Raw genomic sequence first — 16193 nt, forward strand, 5'->3', positions numbered from 1 at the left:
CGATCTCCCTGGCCGCCATGTCGACGGTGGAGTTGAGCTCGGGGAACCGGGCGAGGGCGGCGGTGCAGATCCGGGCGAGCAGCGCGAGCAGGGAGATCTTCGGGCCGCCGGTCGCGTTCATCGCGGCACGCGCGCGCATGAGTTCCGTCGCGTCGGCGTCCACCCAGCAGGTGGCGTCGGGGATCTCGCTCCGGCTGCGGGACAGCTTGTCGGCGACCGCGCCTCGGACGCCCTTGAGGGGGACACGGGTCCCTGCGGGGGTGGCGGCCGAGGTCGTCGCCGGGTTTCGCGGGGCTTCCGGGGCTTCCGGGGCTTCCGGGGCGACGATCGCTGCCGGGCGTCCGTGCGAGGCGGCGGCACGCAGGGCGTACTCGACGTCGGCCCGGAGGATCAGTCCGTCGGGGCCGGAACCGGTGAGCTCCCTGAGGTCGAGGCCGTTCTCGCGGGCGAGGCGGCGGACCAGCGGGGAGATCACGGGGACCGGGCCCTCGACCACCTCGGGAGATGCCGGACTGCCGTTCACCGGCACGTTCACCGGCACGGGGACCTGCTGCTCCCTCCGCACCCTGCGCCTGCGCGCGGGTGCCTCCGAGGTGCCGTACCCGACAAGGACGTTCCCCGAGCCCTCGGCCCGCGCATCCGGGTCGGACGCCGGTGCCCCCACCGCCACCGTGATGAGCGGTGACCCCACCGGGAGTTCACTGCCCTCCTCGCCGAATCGGGCCGTGACGACGCCGGCGTAGGGGCAGGGGACGTCGACCATCGCCTTGGCCGTCTCGACCTCGACGACCGGCTGGTCGACCGCGACGACGTCGCCGACCTCCACCAGCCAGCGGACGATCTCCGCCTCGGTCAGGCCCTCGCCGAGATCCGGCAGCCTGAACTCCAGCACCTGCGCCATCAGCTCTCCGCCTCCCACTGCAGACGCCCGACGGCGTCCAGGATCCGGTCCACGCCGGGCAGGTGGTGACGCTCCAGCATCGGCGGCGGATAAGGAATGTCGAACCCGGCCACGCGCAGCACCGGCGCCTCCAGATGGTGGAAGCAGCGCTCCGTGATCCGGGCCGCGATCTCCCCGCCCGGACCGCCGAACCCACCCGACTCGTGCACGACGACCGCTCGTCCGGTCCGCCGTACCGAGGCCGAGACCGTGTCGTCGTCGAACGGCACCAGCGAGCGCAGGTCGACGACTTCGAGATCCCACCCCTCCTCCCGCGCGGCCTCGGCGGCTTCGAGGCACACGGGCACGGACGGCCCGTACGTGATGAGTGTGGCGCTCCGGCCGGGGCGCCGCACCACCGCACGGCCTATCGGTTCAACGGCCTGGGGGTCGTCCGGGTTCCAGGAGTCCTTCGACCAGTAGAGCCGCTTGGGCTCCAGGACGACGACGGGGTCGTCGGAGGCGATGGCGGCGCGCAGCAGTCCGTAGGCGTCGGCGACGGTCGCGGGTGTGACGACGTGGAGCCCCGGCGTCGCCATGTAGTAGGCCTCGGAGGAGTCGCTGTGGTGCTCGACCCCGCCGATGCCGCCGCCGTAGGGGACCCGGATGGTGATCGGGAGGGGCATCGCCCCGCGCGTGCGGTTGCGCATTTTCGCCACATGGCTGATCAGCTGTTCGAACGCCGGGTACGCGAAGGCGTCGAACTGCATCTCCACGACCGGCCGCAGCCCGTACATCGCCATGCCGACGGCCGTGCCGAGGATGCCGGCCTCGGCGAGCGGGGTGTCCGTGCAGCGGTCCTCGCCGAACTCCTTGGCCAGTCCGTCGGTGACCCGGAAGACACCGCCGAGGGTGCCGACGTCCTCGCCCATGACGTGCACGGTGGGGTCGGCCGCCATCGCGTCGCGCAGCGCGCGCGTGAGGGCCTGCGCCATGGTGGCCGGCTTGAGGGCGACGGTGGTCATCGGTGCGTCCCCCCGTGAGAGTCGAGCTCGGCCTCGAGCTCGGCGCGCAACTGGGCCTGCTGCTCACGCAGTTGCGGGGTGGTCTCGGCGTAGACATGGGCGAACAGGTCCATGGGGTCGAGGACCGGGTCCTGGTTCATGCGCTGGCGCAGCCCGGCGGCGAACTCCTCGGCGTCCTCGCGTACGGCCTCGATGCTGGCCTCGTCGATCAGTCCGCGCTCGGTCAGTTCGTGTTCCAGGAGGGCGATGGGGTCGTGCCCGCGCCAGGTCTCGACCTCGGCGTCGCCGCGGTAGCGGGTCGCGTCGTCGGCGTTGGTGTGGGCGTCCACGCGGTAGGTGATCGCCTCCACCAGGGTGGGTCCGCCGCCCGCGCGCGCGTGGCGTACGGCGGCGGTGAGGACCTCGTGCACGGCGACCGCGTCGTTGCCGTCGACCAGCCGCCCGGGCATGCCGTAGCCGACGGCCTTGTGGGCCAGCGAGGGGGCCGCGGTCTGCTTGGCGAGCGGGACGGAGATCGCGAAGCCGTTGTTCTGGACCAGGAAGACGACCGGGGCCTGCCAGACGGCGGCGAAGTTCAGCGCCTCGTGGAAGTCGCCCTCGCTGGTGCCGCCGTCGCCGACCATGGCGAGCGCCACCACGTCGTCGCCCTTGAGACGGGCGGCGTGCGCGAGGCCGACGGCGTGCGGGAGCTGGGTGGCGAGGGGGGTGCAGAGGGGGGCCACCCGGTGTTCGCGCGGGTCGTAGCCGGTGTGCCAGTCGCCGCGCAGGAGGGTCAGCGCCTGGACGGGGTCCAGGCCGCGGGCGACGGCGGCGAGGGTGTCGCGGTAGCTGGGGAAGAGCCAGTCGTGGTCCTGGAGGGCCAGCGCGGCGGCGATCTCGCAGGCCTCCTGGCCGGTGCTGGAGGGGTAGACGGCGAGGCGGCCCTGCTTGGTGAGGGCGGTGGCCTGTGTGTTGTAGCGGCGGCCGCGCACCAGCTCGGCGTACAGCCGGCGCAGCAGGGCCGGGTCGGCCTGCGCGGCCGCGTCGGTGCCGAGGACGCGATGGGGCTGCGCGTCGGGCAGCAGGGGCACGGGGTCCGTGCGGGGTTGCCAGGCGGGCGGCGGCGACGGCCGATACGCGCCCCGCTGCTCCATGACCGTCATGACGGCACCTCCTCGTGGGAGCGGCTGGTGGCGCACCACGGGTGTGAGGCGCCTCACCTACCGATTGTTCGGTCGCCGGCACATTTTGGCTACAGGCCCCCTCAGGCTGTGGACAAACGGTTCTCCACAGCCTGAGATGGACGCAGTACGTCCATGGTAGGGAGGCGGGGGGACATGGCACCTGAACAAATGGCCGAAGGCGTGGAGGGCGGCGTCCCCGTTTCGCCCCCGCGTCCGCTCGACGCCATCGATCAGGACATCCTCCAGATGCTCCAGGCGGACGGCCGCGCGTCGATAAGGTCGGTCGCCGAACGGGTGCATGTCTCGCGCGCCAACGCCTACGCGCGGATCAACCGCCTCGTCGAGGACGGCGTGATCCGCGGCTTCGGCGCCCGGGTCAACCATGAGCGCGCGGGTCAGGGCACCTCGGCCTACATCACCCTGAAGATCGTCCAGAACTCCTGGCGCACGGTCCGCGAACAGCTCAGACAGCTGCCCGGGGCCTCGCACATCGCGCTGGTCGGGGGCGACTTCGACGTCCTGCTGCTCGTCCACACCCCGGACAACAGGTCCCTGCGCGAACTGGTCCTCACCCGCCTCCAGGCGATCCCGGAGGTCCTCAGCACCCGCACCCTCCTGGTCTTCGAGGAGGAGGACCTGGAACCGCAGGGCTGAGTTCAGGAAGCCTGCCGCAACCCGCCGAAGATCAACTGGGCCACCGCGTCCGCCACTTCGCGTTCGTTCATGCCCCGGCCGTCCGGGCGGTACCACTCCACGATGGAGTTGATCATCCCGAAGACCAGGCGGGTCGCCAGGCGTACCTCCACGTCACCGCGCACGTCGCCGTCCGCGGCCGCCGCCTTCAGGAGCTCGGCGACCCGGTGGTCGAAGTCGCGGCGGCGCTCCAGGGCCCACCGCTCGGTGCCGGTGTTGCCGCGCACCCGCAGCAGCAGGGTGACGTAGGGGAGTTCGGCGATCAGCACCTCGACCATGCGCCGCACGACGTACTCCAGGCGGCCCGAGGCACGGCCCACGCGTGCGTGCTCCTCGTCGAGGATCCCGAAGAGGCCGTCCAGGGCCCGGCTGACGGCCCGGCGCAGGAGCTCCTCCTTGCCGGAGACGTGGTGGTAGATCGACGACTTGGAGATGCCGGCCGCCTTGGAGAGGTGCTCCATGGAGGTGCCGTCGTAGCCGCGCTCGATGAAGACCTGGACGGCGACGGACAGCAGCGTCTCCGGGGTGTACGTGTCGCGCTTGGCGGTCGTCATGAGGTACTGCCCTCCCGCTTGTCGGAGGCGTACGCGTGCCGGTACAGCGCGAGGGAGGGCGCGTACCGTCCGGACGGGTCGCGCAGGTGCAGGTCGTCGAGGAGGGCGTAGGCCCAGTTGCGGCCGAGCCTGCGGCTCCACTCGAAGGGGCCCAGCGGGTAGTTCACCCCGAGCCGCATGGCGGTGTCGATGTCCTCGCGGGTGGCGACGCCCTTGGCGACGGCGTCGTGCGCGAGGTCGATGATCCGGGCGACCGTACGGGCGACGATCATGCCGGGCACGTCACCGATGACGCTGACGTCCTTGCCGAGCGCCTGGAAGAGCCCGACGGCCTCGCCGAGCGTCTGCTGCGAGGTGTCCTGGGAGGCGGACAGCGCGATGCGCGTGGCCCTGCGGTAGTCGAGCGCGAGGTCGAAGTAGACGACGTCCCGGAACTCCACCGAGGTCTGCCCGTCGGCGAGCGCGAGCTGCCCGCCGCTCGGCAGGACCAGACGGGTGCCGTGGTCCTCCTCGTCGTCGCGGACCTGGATGCCCGCTTCGCGGATCAGCGCGAGCAGTTCGGACGCGGGGCCCAGATCGCCCTCGGCGACGACGTACGCGGGCGCCTGGGCCCGCTCCGCGGTGTGCGGCTCGTCGCGCTCTGCGCCGTCCGTGTAGTCGTACCAGCCCTGCCCGCTCTTGCGGCCGAGCCGGCCCGACTCGACCAGACGCTGCTGGGCCAGCGAGGGCGTGAAGCGCACGTCCTGGAAGAAGGCGCGCCACACCGAGTGTGTCACGGACTCGTTGACGTCCTGTCCGATCAGGTCGGTCAGTTCGAACGCGCCCATCTTGAAGCCGCCGCACTCGCGCAGGACCGCGTCGATGGTGGCGGGCTCGGCGCCCTGGGCCTCGTAGACCGCGAACGCCTCGGCGTAGAAGGGCCGCGCGATCCGGTTGACGATGAAGCCGGGGGTGTCGGCGCAGGCGACCGGGGTCTTGCCCCACGCGCGTGCCATCTCGTACGCGCGCGTGGCCGACGAGACCTCGGTGGCGAACCCGGAGACGACCTCGACCAGCGGCAGCAGCGGCGCGGGGTTGAAGAAGTGCAGGCCCACGAAGCGGCCCGGGTGGCGCAGGGCGCCGGCGATGGCCGTCACCGACAGGGAGGAGGTGTTGGTGGCGAGCAGACAGTCCTCGCCGACGATGTCCTCCAGCTCCCGGAACAGCTCCTGCTTGACGTCCAGTCGCTCCAGGACGGCCTCGACGACCAGGGCGCAGTCCGCGAGGTCGGTGAGGTGCTCGGCGGCCACGAGACGGGTGCGCGCCGCGTCCCGGTCGGCGGCGGTGAGCCGGTCCTTCTCGACGAGCCGGTCGAGGCGGGCAACGATCGCGTCGGCCGCCTCCCGGGCACGACCGGGTACGGCGTCGTACAGCCGCACGGTGTGCCCGGCGACCAGCGCGACCTGGGCGATGCCCTGGCCCATGGTGCCGGTGCCGACGACGGCCACGGGGCTGCTGAGGTCGAGTCCTGTCATGTGCGCGATCCTCCCGCACGGGGTTTTCCACAGATGCGGCGGACCCCCTTGTCCCGACCGATCGTTCGGTTACTCTAACTCTGACTGTCCGTTCCTGCCCAGGATTCTGCCCAGGTCATGAGCTCGACGAAGAGTTCTTGAGACGAGGAGTTGGTCCCGTATGGCCGCCGAACTCACCGCGCGCGATCTGATCGCCGCGCACCGGCCCACCCTCGACCAGGCGCTGGAAGCGATCCGCACCCGCGCGTACTGGTCGCCGCACCCCGAGCACCCCAAGGCCTACGGCGAGAACGGCAGCCTGGACATGGCGGCGGGCAAGGCCGCCTTCGACGCCCTCCTCGGCACCCGCCTCGACCTCGGCCAGCCCGGCACCGACGACTGGGTGGACGGCGAGGTCTCCCCATACGGCATCGAGCTGGGCGTGACCTACCCGCACGCGGACATCGACGCACTGCTGCCCGCCATGAAGGCCGGCCAGAAGGCCTGGCGGGACGCGGGCGCGGAGATCCGCGCGGTGGTCTGTCTGGAGATCCTCAAGCGCATCAGCGACCGGACCCACGAGTTCGCGCACGCGGTCATGCACACCAGCGGCCAGGCCTTCATGATGGCGTTCCAGGCGGGCGGCCCGCACGCGCAGGACCGCGGCCTGGAGGCGGTGGCGTACGCGTACGTGGAGCAGGTCCGCACCCCCGACACCGCGGAGTGGACCAAGCCGCAGGGCAAGCGCGACCCGCTCGCGCTCACCAAGCAGTTCACGCCGGTCCCCCGGGGCATCGGCCTGGTCATCGGCTGCAACACCTTCCCGACGTGGAACGGCTATCCGGGCCTGTTCGCCTCCCTGGCCACCGGCAACGCGGTCCTGGTGAAGCCGCACCCGCGCGCGGTGCTGCCGCTGGCGCTCACGGTCCAGGTGGCGCGGGACGTCCTGAGCGAGACCGGCTTCGACCCGAACCTGGTGGCGCTCACCGCCGAGCGCCCCGGCGAGGGCATCGCGAAGACCCTGGCCACGCGCCCCGAGATCCGCATCATCGACTACACCGGCTCGACTGAGTTCGGCGACTGGCTGGAGGCCAACGCCCGCCAGGCGCAGGTCTACACGGAGAAGGCCGGCGTCAACTCGGTGCTCGTGGAGTCGGCCGGCGACTACAAGGGGATGCTCTCCAACCTGGCCTTCTCGCTGTCCCTGTACAGCGGCCAGATGTGCACGACCCCCCAGAACCTGCTGATCCCCCGGGACGGCATCCGCACCGACGAAGGCCCCAAGACCTTCGACGAGGTGGTCTCGGACATCGCCCGCTCGGTCGACGGCCTCCTCGGCGACGACGCGCGCGCGAACGCCCTGCTGGGTGCGATCGTCAACCCGGACGTGAAGGCGCGCCTGGAGGCCGCGGCCGGGCTGGGCGAAGTCGCCCTGGCCTCGCGGGAGATCGCCAACCCGGAGTTCCCGGGCGCGGTCGTGCGCACACCCGTCGTCGTCAAGCTGGACGGGGCCAAGCCGGACGACGAGGCCGCCTACATGAGCGAGTGCTTCGGCCCTGTCTCCTTCGCCGTGGCGGTCGACTCGGCGGCCGGCGCGGTGGAGCTGCTGCGGCGCACGATCCGCGAGAAGGGCGCGATGACGGTCGGCGCCTACACCACCGACGAGGAGGTCGAGCAGGCCGTCCAGGAGGTCTGCCTGGAGGAGGCGGCGCAGCTGTCGCTGAACCTCGTCGGCGGGGTGTACGTCAACCAGACGGCCGCTTTCTCCGACTTCCACGGATCGGGGGGCAACCCGGCGGCCAACTCCGCACTGTGCGATGGGGCGTTCGTCGCCAACCGGTTCCGGGTGGTCGAGGTGCGCCGGGAGGCCTAGGACCCGCCGAGGCTCCAGTGGTAGAGGGCCATCGCCACACTCGTCGCCAGGTTGTAGCTGGAGACCTGGGGGCGCATCGGGAGGGCGACCAAATGGTCGGCATGCGCGCGCAGTTCGGTCGACAGCCCGCTGCGCTCCGAGCCGAAGGCGAGGACGGCGTCGTCCGGGAGCTTCACGCCCCGGATGTCGTCGCCCTCCGGATCCAGGGCGAACACCGGCCCCGGCGGCAGCTCGGCGACCGTCAGGCGCTCCACCGCGGTCGCGAAATGCAGGCCCGCCCCACCGCGGACCACCGTCGGATGCCAGGGGTCGAGCGTGCCCGTGGTGACCACACCCGTCGCTCCGAAGCCCGCGGCCAGCCGGATCACGGCCCCGGCGTTGCCGAGGTTGCGCGGATGGTCCAGGACCACGACGGGCGCGGTACGCGGGATGTGCGCCAGCTTCCGGAGGTTCGCGGCTCGGGGCGGTCGTACGGCCAGAGCCGCCACCGCCGTGGGATGCGGGCGCGGCACGAGGGACGCGTACGCCGACTCCGGGATCTGCGCCAGCAGCGCGTCCAGAGTGCCTCGTACGTCCGGCGCCAGCTCTTCGGCCAGGGCGAGCGCGGCGCCCCGGTCCACGGCGACCGCCACCGGGACCTCGGCCCCGAAGCGCACGGCGTGCTTGAGGGCGTGGAAGCCGTCGAGCAGCACAGAGGTGTCGGCGAGCCGGTGCCACAGGCTCACGGGATCGGGACCGGTCATGCCGGGAAGCCTACGTGCCGGTGACCGGGGTTCTCGGGGTCGCCGGGGTTGTCACCAGGGCCGTGGGCGGGCCTCGGGGGCTCCGCGGAACCCGGCTCCGCCGGTGGGCCTGGCTGCCCGGGGAGCCGGTGCCCCGTGGGGGCCTGGCCTTTCTCGGGTGCCTCGTGCCCCGTCGGGCCGCGTTGCTCCTTCGGGCCGCCTTGCGCCGTCTGACCGCCCGCCAGGCGCGCCCACAGCCGCGTACGCGCGCGTGCGGCCCCCTCGCCGAGTCGGCGAAGGAACGACGTCGGCAGGAAGACCGAGTCGGCGGCGATCATCGCCAGCGAGAAGAACGGCAGGCCGAGGACGACCGCGATCACCGCGTGCTCGGTGATCATCGCCGCCAGAAGGACGTTCTTGACCCGCCGGTTGAACAGCGTGAACGGGAAGGCGACCTGTACGGCGACCGTGCCGTACGTCACCAGCATCACCATGACGCCGTTCGCCGACAGCAGGTCGGCGAGAGCGGGCCACGGCGAGAAGGACTCCAGGTGCAGGGGGTAGTAGACGGCGGTGCCGTCCTGCCAGCGGGAGCCCTGGATCTTGTACCAGCCCGCCGTCGCGTAGATCAGGCAGGCCTCCGCCATGATCACGAGCAGGGCGCCGTTGTGGACGATGTTGGCGACGACATCGAGCATGATCCGCGACTGTCCGGACCGGGAGAACCGTCCGACCGCCCACCACAGGGCCTGCGCCAGCCACAGGGCCCACAGGAGCGCCGGGACGACCCAGTCGCCGTTCAGCCTGTCCAGGAAGGCCGCCGACACCAGCACGAGCCCGAGGACGCCCCACAGGGCCGGGCCGACGCGGTCCACGACGTGCTCTCCACGCGCGCGTGCCTCCCGCGTGCGCCGGGCCCGCCGCTCGTCCAGCGACCAGACCTGACCGCAGCGCGTGAAGACGAGGTAGATGCACATCAGATGCAGGACGTTGTCGCCGCCGTCGCCCATGAAGATGCTGCGGTTCTGGAGCGAGAGCACGCCGACCATGAAGAGCACGGACATCGCACGGGTGCGCCAGCCGAGCAGCAGCAGCAGGCTCGACAGGACAGCGAGCACATAGACCGTCTCGAACCAGAACTGGCCGTCCGACCACATCAGGGCCGTGAACGCGCCGTTGAGCGAGATCAGCTGGTCGGCGAGGTTCCAGCTCCACGGTCCGTCCGGGCCGTACAGCTCCTGGCGGTGCGGGAGCTCGCGGAGCAGGAAGAGCAGCCAGGTCGCGCTGAAGCCGATACGGACCATCGCGCTCTGGTAGGGGCCGAGTGCGGCCTCGGTGACGCGGGCGATGCCGGTGGACACCGCCAGGGCGAATCGGTTCACCGGGCGCTCCCCTCGGTGTCGTCCGCCGTCACGGCCCACCAGGGCAGTTCGCGGTAGACCGGCTGCACCGAGACCTTCTCCTCGCTCCACTTCGGCGGGGGCACGGTGGCGGTCCTGGAGCGGGCCTGGACGCTCACGAGGACATCGTCCCGCGCGGTCGCGTGGTCGCGCTCCAGACGCAGCACGACGATGCGGCGGAGATACGTCTCGGACAGGGTGCCGCGCAGGCCGACCGGGCGGTTGTCGGCGTCGTGCGTGGTGACGAAGAGGTCCCAGGAGCGGCGCAGCTCGTTCTGCTGGGTGTGGCTGGGCAGCAGATTGCCGTCGATGGCCCGGCCGTCCTGGGCGGACAGGTCGTACCAGCCGGTCGTACGGCTGCCGCCGTCGACGGTCCGTATCCGGGCCCGGACCTGCACCGCGATGTTCTGCTGGAGGGGGTTCGGGGCGAAGAGCTTCCAGTTCTGCTCGAACTCCGGGTAGACCCAGTCGTCGACCGCCCTGCCGTGCTGCTTGGTCACCGTGTTCGACGGCGCGACGTGCAGAAACACCATCCCGATGTGCACACAGACGGCGACAGCGACGACGGCGAGCGCCAGGACGACACCGATCTGATAGCGGAGGGAGAGGGCGGCCACGCCGGTACGGGGGGCGGGGTCGGAGGCGGGGTTCCGGTGGGGGGCGGGGGCTGGGGCCGGGGCGGTGGGGGGTATCGCGGCGGTGTCGGTGGGGCGGTTGTCGGAGGAGGAGCGGGAGTCGGTGGGGCGGGCGCCGAAGGAGGCGCCGGCGTCGGTGGGCTCGGCGGACAGGTCGGGCGTGGCCGGCCGCACGTCGCCGGGCTCACGATCCGGGGCGGGGGCCGGCGCCGACGCTCGTGACTCGGCGGTCCCGTCGGACTCGCCTGGCGCCGGAAGCGCCCTGTGAACCCCTGACCCGTCTGACCCCTCAGATCCCTCGGCCCCCCGGGGCTCAGCGCCATCGCCCGGCTCGCTCGCGGGGCCCGGTGGTCGTCGCCGGGCGTTCGAGCCTCCGTCGTACGCGTCCATTCCGCCCCGTTCCCGATTCCGGTCCGTGCACCAGCCGCAGGGGGCGGCGGCGCCCGGTGGCCGGTGCCCGCACCCGCCTCGCCGCGGTGGCTCGCACGGCACGGTACTCACGCCCGACCGCCTCGCACAGCCCCTGTCGGCCGGTCCCGCCGTGGCCGTTCTCACTCCCGGCCCGGTTATCCACAGGCTGCCCGGTGGGTTTTCCACAGCGGTTGACACCATACGGCGCCCGGCACACCATGGAATCGCACGAACCGAACGATCGGTCGGGAGCAGGTTCCGGCGGAGCCCAGGGCGAGGGGGCCTCATGACGACAGCAGCCGCGCATCAGACGGCGAGCACACGGACGTACGGCGCTCAGGGCGCCGTCGGCGACGACACCACCGCGTACCAGAGCGTCTTCGACGCCACCGTGGCCGCCGACGAGCGCATCGAGCCGCGCGACTGGATGCCCGACGCCTACCGCGCGACCCTGGTCCGCCAGATCGCGCAGCACGCCCACTCCGAGATCATCGGCATGCAGCCGGAGGCGAACTGGATCACGCGCGCGCCCTCCCTGCGCCGCAAGGCCATCCTGATGGCCAAGGTCCAGGACGAGGCGGGGCACGGCCTCTACCTCTACAGCGCGGCGGAAACCCTCGGCACCGGCCGCGACGAGCTCCTCGACAAGCTGCACTCCGGCCGCCAGAAGTACTCCTCGATCTTCAACTACCCCACTCTGACCTGGGCGGACGTCGGCGCGATCGGCTGGTTGGTGGACGGCGCCGCGATCACCAACCAGGTCCCCCTGTGCCGCTGCTCCTACGGCCCGTACGCGCGCGCGATGGTCCGCATCTGCAAGGAGGAGTCCTTCCACCAGCGCCAGGGGTACGAGCTGCTGCTGGCCCTGAGCAACGGCACGCCCGAGCAGCACGCGATGGCCCAGGACGCGGTGGACCGCTGGTGGTGGCCGTCCCTGATGATGTTCGGCCCGCCCGACGACGAGTCCGCGCATTCCGCGCAGTCGATGGCCTGGAAGATCAAGCGCCATTCCAACGACGAGCTGCGCCAGCGTTTCGTCGACATCTGTGTCCCCCAGGCCGAGTCCCTCGGCCTCACGCTCCCCGACCCGGAGCTGCAGTGGAACGAGGAGCGGGGACACCACGACTTCGGCCCGATCGACTGGACGGAGTTCCGGGAGGTCCTCAAGGGCAACGGCCCGTGCAACGAACAGCGGATCACCCAGCGCCGCCGGGCCCACGACGAGGGCGCCTGGGTGCGGGAGGCGGCCGCGGCCCACGCGGCGAAGCACACCGGCGAGACAGGAGCGACGCGCGCATGACGAACACCGACTGGCCCCTGTGGGAGGTCTTCGTGCGCTCGCGCCGCGGACTCTCCCACACCCACGCCGGCAGCCTGCACGCCCCGGACGCGGAGCTCGCCCTGCGCAACGCCCGCGACCTGTACACCCGGCGCGGCGAGGGCGTCTCCATATGGGTGGTGCCCTCGTCCGCGATCACGGCCTCCTCGCCCGACGAGAAGGACCCGTTCTTCGAACCGTCCGCCGACAAGCCGTACCGGCACCCGACGTTCTACGAGATCCCGGAGGGGGTGATGCACCTGTGACCGCACCAGAGACGACGGCCGTTCCGACGCCGCCCCCAGCTTCCACGCCGTCCCCGGCCTCCGCGTCCTCCCCGATTCAAACGGCGGCGGCCCTGGCCCTCGGCGACGACGCGCTGGTGCTCTCGCACCGCCTCGGCGAGTGGGCGGGCCATGCCCCCGTCCTGGAGGAGGAGGTCGCCCTCGCCAACATCGCCCTTGACCTGCTCGGCCAGGCCCGGGTGCTGCTGTCCATGGCCGGCGACGAGGACGAACTGGCGTATCTGCGCGAGGAGCGCGCCTTCCGCAACCTCCAACTGGTGGAGCAGCCGAACGGCGACTTCGCCCACACCATCGTCCGCCAGCTGTACTTCTCCACCTACCAGCACCTGCTCTACGCCGAACTGGCGGCGGGCGGCGGCCCCTTCGCCCCGCTCGCCGCGAAGGCCGTCAAGGAGGTCGCCTACCACCGCGACCACGCCGAGCAGTGGACCCTGCGGCTCGGCGACGGCACCGAGGAGAGCCGCACGCGGATGCTGCGGGCGTGTGAGGCTCTGTGGCGGTTCACCGGCGAGATGTTCCAGCCGGTGGAGGGGGTGGAGGTCGACGGGGAGCGCATGGAGGCCGCCTGGCTCGCGTCCGTGGGAGAGGTCCTGCGCCGGGCCACCCTGAGCGTTCCCGGAGGGCCGCGCTCGGGTGCATGGGCCGCCGGGGCGGGACGGCAGGGCCTGCACACCGAGTCCTTCGGGCGGATGCTCGCCGAGATGCAGCACCTGCACCGCAGTCACCCGGGGGCGTCATGGTGACGCTCACCCCGCTGGAGACCGAGCTGTGGGCGCTCGCCGGGTCGGTGCCCGACCCCGAACTGCCCGTGCTCACCCTGCGCGAACTGGGTGTGCTGCGCGCGGTGCACGTCCGGGGCGCGGACTTGGTCGAGGTCGAACTGACCCCGACGTACACCGGCTGCCCTGCCATCGAGGCGATGTCCCTGGACATAGAGCGGGTGCTGCGTGAACACGGCGTGCGAGAGGTCACCGTCCGCACCGTGCTCGCGCCCGCCTGGTCGACCGACGACATCACGGCCGAAGGGCGCCGCAAACTGCGGGAGTTCGGCATAGCACCACCCCGCGCGGTGGCGGCAGGACCGGTCACGGTGGGACTGGGGCCGACGCGCACGCTCGACGCGGAGACCGAAGCCGTGCTCTGCCCGCACTGTGGTTCCGCCGACACCGAGCTGCTCAGCCGGTTCTCCTCCACCGCATGCAAGGCACTGCGGCGGTGCCTGGACTGCCGTGAACCGTTCGACCACTTCAAGGAGTTGTGATGGCCCGTTTCCACCCGCTCCTGGTGGCCGCGGTCGACCGCCCCACCGACGACTCCGTGGCCCTGACCCTCACCGTTCCGCCCGAGCTGCGCGAGGAGTTCCGGCACGCCGCGGGCCAGCATCTGGCCCTGCGCCGCACGGCCGACGGCAAGGAGATACGCCGGACCTACTCCATCTGCTCCCCGGCGCCCGACGCAGAGGGACCTCGCGAACTGCGGGTCGGCGTGCGGCTGGTGGAGGGCGGCGCCTTCTCGACGTACGCGCTCAAGGAGATCAACGCCGGCGATGTGCTGGAGGTGATGACGCCGGCGGGCCGGTTCACCCTCGACCCGGCGCCCGGTCTGTACGCGGCGATCGTCGGTGGCAGTGGCATCACCCCGGTGCTGTCGATCGTGGCGACACTGCTGGCGCGTGAGCCCGAGGCCCGGTTCTGTCTGATCCGCAGCGACCGTACGTCCGCGTCGACGATGTTCCTGGAGGAGGTCGCCGACCTGAAGGACCGCTACCCCGAGCGGTTCCAGCTGGTCACGGTCCTCTCCCGGGAGGAGCAGCAGGCGGGGCTGCCGTCCGGGCGGCTCGACCGGCAGCGGCTGACCGGACTGCTGCCGGCGCTGCTGCCGGTGGACCGGGTGGCGGGGTGGTTCCTGTGCGGACCGTTCGGACTGGTGCAGGGCGCGGAGAAGGCGCTGCGGGAGCTCGGGGTGGCCCGTACCCGGATCCACGAGGAGATCTTCCATGTGGACGCGGGGGCTGCTCCGGCGCGGACGGTTCCCGCACCCACGCACAGCACGGTGACCGCCCGGCTCGACGGGCGCGGCGGCAGCTGGCCCGTCCAGGACGGCGAGTCACTGCTGGAGACGGTGCTGCGCAACCGGCCCGACGCGCCCTACGCCTGCAAGGGCGGGGTGTGCGGGACCTGCCGGGCCTTCCTGGTCTCCGGCGAGGTGCGCATGGACCGCAACTTCGCCCTGGAGCCGGAGGAGACGCAGGCGGGCTATGTACTGGCGTGCCAGTCGCATCCGGTGACGGAGAAGGTGGAGCTGGACTTCGACAGGTAGGCGGTAGACAGGGGGAGGCTGGTTCCGGGGAGAGTCCGCTCGGGGAGCCCGTTCCCTTCTTCTAGAACCTGTTCTATCTTGACGGACCGTCAGATCAGCTGACCCGATCTGCCGACCCGTCGGAAGGACTGGGACCGTGGACTTCACCTTCAGCGAGGAGCAGCAGGCGGCGGCCGAGGCGGCGCGGGGGGTGTTCGCCGATGTCGCGCCGGACGCGGTGCCGTCTCCGGCGCTGACCACCGGTGCCGTGGCCGACGAGTTCGACCGCGCGCTGTGGGCCAGGCTCGCCGACGCGGACCTGCTGAGCCTGCTGTCGGCCGAGGAGTACGGCGGAGCGGCCCTGGACGCCGTCGCGCTGTGCCTGGTGCTGCGTGAGTCGGCGAAGGTGCTGGCGCGGGTGCCGCTACTGGAGAGCAGCGCGGCCATGGCGGCCGTACAGGCTTACGGCGGGCCGGAGTTGAGGGGGGAACTGCTGGAGCGGGCCGGGCACGGGGAGGTCGTGCTGACCGTCGCCGCCAGCGGCCGGACCGGGCACGACCCCGCCGAACTCGCCGTCACCGCGCGACAGGAGGAGGGGGAGGGCACCGACTGGATCCTGGACGGGGTGCAGACGGCGGTGCCGTGGGTGTACGACGCGGACCTCGTCGTCGTACCGGCGCATACGGCCGCGGGCCGGACCGTCCTCGCACTGGTGCCCCGGGTCCATGACGGGGTCGCGCTCGGCGAGCAGTTCTCCACCAGCGGGGAGCGGCTGGGCGAGCTGCGGCTGGAGTCGGTGCGGATCGCCGCGCGGGACGTGATCGACGTCGAGGGCGCGTGGGAGTGGCTGCGGGATCTGCTGACCACGGGGACCTGTGCGCTGGCGCTCGGGCTGGGCGAGCGGGTGCTGCGGATGAGCAGTGAATACACCAGCAAGCGGGAGCAGTTCGGGTTCCCGGTGGCCACCTTCCAGGCCGTCGCCGTGCAGGCCGCCGACCGTTACATCGACCTGCGCGCGATGGAGGTCACGCTGTGGCAGGCCGCGTGGCGGCTCACCTCGGGAGCGCGGGGCGCGCTGCCGGTCGCGGGGGATGTCGCCGTGGCGAAGATCTGGGCATCGGAGGGGGTACGGAGGGTGGTGCAGACGGCACAGCATCTGCACGGCGGGTTCGGTGCCGACACCGATTACCCCCTGCACCGGTACCACGCCTGGGCCAAGCACCTGGAGCTGTCGCTCGGTCCGGCGGCGGCGCACGAGGAGGCGCTGGGGGATCTGCTGGCGGCGCATCCCCTGGGCTGACGCGAACCGCACCAGCGGACGCGACAGCAGCAGGGGCTGGACATGCCGGTGCTTGTCCCGTCCGGCGTCCTCATGCTGACCCCGTCGGAGATGTGTCTGCGTCTGCTCGGCGGCCGCCGGAGG

The 16193-nt window shown here is 71.9% G+C and carries 16 protein-coding genes; 8 read left to right on the forward strand and 8 right to left on the reverse strand.

The genetic code is table 11. The annotated features are described in order from the left end of the window. The 3 genes from ACFVYN_RS17100 to pdhA all read right to left on the reverse strand — a co-directional run. Positions 1 to 901: dihydrolipoamide acetyltransferase family protein (locus tag ACFVYN_RS17100; RefSeq protein WP_389998724.1), on the reverse strand; the 901-nt coding region annotated here is incomplete at its 3' end. Beyond that, on the reverse strand, positions 901 to 1905 hold the full coding sequence (locus ACFVYN_RS17105) for an alpha-ketoacid dehydrogenase subunit beta (protein ID WP_389998727.1): 1005 nt from the start codon (positions 1903 to 1905) through the stop codon (positions 901 to 903). The genes ACFVYN_RS17100 and ACFVYN_RS17105, both read right to left, overlap by 1 nt. Beyond that, the gene (gene pdhA / locus ACFVYN_RS17110) at positions 1902 to 3047 is read right to left on the reverse strand and encodes a pyruvate dehydrogenase (acetyl-transferring) E1 component subunit alpha (protein ID WP_389998730.1); all 1146 of its coding nucleotides are present in this window, start codon (positions 3045 to 3047) and stop codon (positions 1902 to 1904) included. Before pdhA ends, ACFVYN_RS17105 begins: the two co-directional genes overlap by 4 nt. A 174-nt stretch (positions 3048 to 3221) precedes the next feature. Here pdhA and ACFVYN_RS17115 point away from each other — a divergent pair, with 174 nt between their 5' ends. Continuing rightward, positions 3222 to 3722, forward strand: coding sequence for an Lrp/AsnC family transcriptional regulator (locus ACFVYN_RS17115; RefSeq protein WP_389998733.1), 501 nt, complete (start codon positions 3222 to 3224; stop codon positions 3720 to 3722). 2 nt (positions 3723 to 3724) lie between these two features. On the opposite strand, the gene ACFVYN_RS17120 is transcribed toward ACFVYN_RS17115, so the two are convergent. Together ACFVYN_RS17120 and ACFVYN_RS17125 are read right to left on the reverse strand one after the other, a co-directional pair. Continuing rightward, on the reverse strand, positions 3725 to 4315 hold the full coding sequence (locus ACFVYN_RS17120; protein WP_389998736.1) for a TetR/AcrR family transcriptional regulator: 591 nt from the start codon (positions 4313 to 4315) through the stop codon (positions 3725 to 3727). Further along, a complete protein-coding gene (locus ACFVYN_RS17125; protein WP_389998738.1) occupies positions 4312 to 5829 on the reverse strand; it encodes a 3-hydroxyacyl-CoA dehydrogenase in 1518 nt (505 codons plus the stop codon). Before ACFVYN_RS17125 ends, ACFVYN_RS17120 begins: the two co-directional genes overlap by 4 nt. 160 nt (positions 5830 to 5989) lie before the next feature. Between ACFVYN_RS17125 and paaN the strand changes: the two genes are divergently transcribed. Further along, positions 5990 to 7681: a phenylacetic acid degradation protein PaaN gene (paaN, locus tag ACFVYN_RS17130; protein WP_389998740.1), complete on the forward strand. Its 1692-nt coding sequence runs from the start codon at positions 5990 to 5992 to the stop codon at positions 7679 to 7681. On the opposite strand, the gene ACFVYN_RS17135 is transcribed toward paaN, so the two are convergent. Genes ACFVYN_RS17135 through ACFVYN_RS17145 form a run of 3 tightly spaced genes read right to left on the reverse strand, consistent with a single transcriptional unit; the run spans position 7678 to position 10612 of the window. Next, on the reverse strand, positions 7678 to 8424 hold the full coding sequence (locus tag ACFVYN_RS17135) for a TrmH family RNA methyltransferase (protein ID WP_389998743.1): 747 nt from the start codon (positions 8422 to 8424) through the stop codon (positions 7678 to 7680). The two genes, paaN and ACFVYN_RS17135, sit on opposite strands and share 4 nt — an antisense overlap. Next, on the reverse strand, positions 8421 to 9785 hold the full coding sequence (locus ACFVYN_RS17140) for an HTTM domain-containing protein (protein ID WP_389998745.1): 1365 nt from the start codon (positions 9783 to 9785) through the stop codon (positions 8421 to 8423). The genes ACFVYN_RS17135 and ACFVYN_RS17140 overlap by 4 nt, the downstream gene beginning before the upstream one ends. Continuing rightward, positions 9782 to 10612, reverse strand: coding sequence for a DUF5819 family protein (locus tag ACFVYN_RS17145; protein WP_389998747.1), 831 nt, complete (start codon positions 10610 to 10612; stop codon positions 9782 to 9784). Before ACFVYN_RS17145 ends, ACFVYN_RS17140 begins: the two co-directional genes overlap by 4 nt. Positions 10613 to 11135: 523 nt before the next feature. Here ACFVYN_RS17145 and paaA point away from each other — a divergent pair. From paaA to ACFVYN_RS17175, 6 genes are all read left to right on the forward strand, one after another. Continuing rightward, the gene (paaA, locus tag ACFVYN_RS17150) at positions 11136 to 12149 is read left to right on the forward strand and encodes a 1,2-phenylacetyl-CoA epoxidase subunit PaaA (RefSeq protein ID WP_389998750.1); all 1014 of its coding nucleotides are present in this window, start codon (positions 11136 to 11138) and stop codon (positions 12147 to 12149) included. Next, entirely contained in the window at positions 12146 to 12433 is a 288-nt protein-coding gene (paaB, locus tag ACFVYN_RS17155) for a 1,2-phenylacetyl-CoA epoxidase subunit PaaB (RefSeq protein WP_389998753.1), read from the forward strand. Before paaA ends, paaB begins: the two co-directional genes overlap by 4 nt. A 74-nt stretch (positions 12434 to 12507) precedes the next feature. Beyond that, positions 12508 to 13215 (forward strand): 1,2-phenylacetyl-CoA epoxidase subunit PaaC, encoded by a 708-nt coding sequence (paaC, locus tag ACFVYN_RS17160; RefSeq protein ID WP_389998826.1) that lies wholly within the window; start codon positions 12508 to 12510, stop codon positions 13213 to 13215. Next, positions 13209 to 13733, forward strand: coding sequence for a 1,2-phenylacetyl-CoA epoxidase subunit PaaD (gene paaD / locus ACFVYN_RS17165; protein ID WP_389998756.1), 525 nt, complete (start codon positions 13209 to 13211; stop codon positions 13731 to 13733). The genes paaC and paaD overlap by 7 nt, the downstream gene beginning before the upstream one ends. Further along, the gene (locus ACFVYN_RS17170) at positions 13733 to 14791 is read left to right on the forward strand and encodes a 2Fe-2S iron-sulfur cluster-binding protein (RefSeq protein WP_389998759.1); all 1059 of its coding nucleotides are present in this window, start codon (positions 13733 to 13735) and stop codon (positions 14789 to 14791) included. The genes paaD and ACFVYN_RS17170 overlap by 1 nt, the downstream gene beginning before the upstream one ends. A gap of 136 nt (positions 14792 to 14927) precedes the next feature. Next, the gene (locus ACFVYN_RS17175; RefSeq protein WP_389998761.1) at positions 14928 to 16070 is read left to right on the forward strand and encodes an acyl-CoA dehydrogenase family protein; all 1143 of its coding nucleotides are present in this window, start codon (positions 14928 to 14930) and stop codon (positions 16068 to 16070) included. The last annotated feature ends 123 nt before the right edge of the window (positions 16071 to 16193 follow it).

The organism is Streptomyces sp. NPDC058307 (genome assembly GCF_042880295.1).
GTDB lineage: Bacteria > Actinomycetota > Actinomycetes > Streptomycetales > Streptomycetaceae > Streptomyces.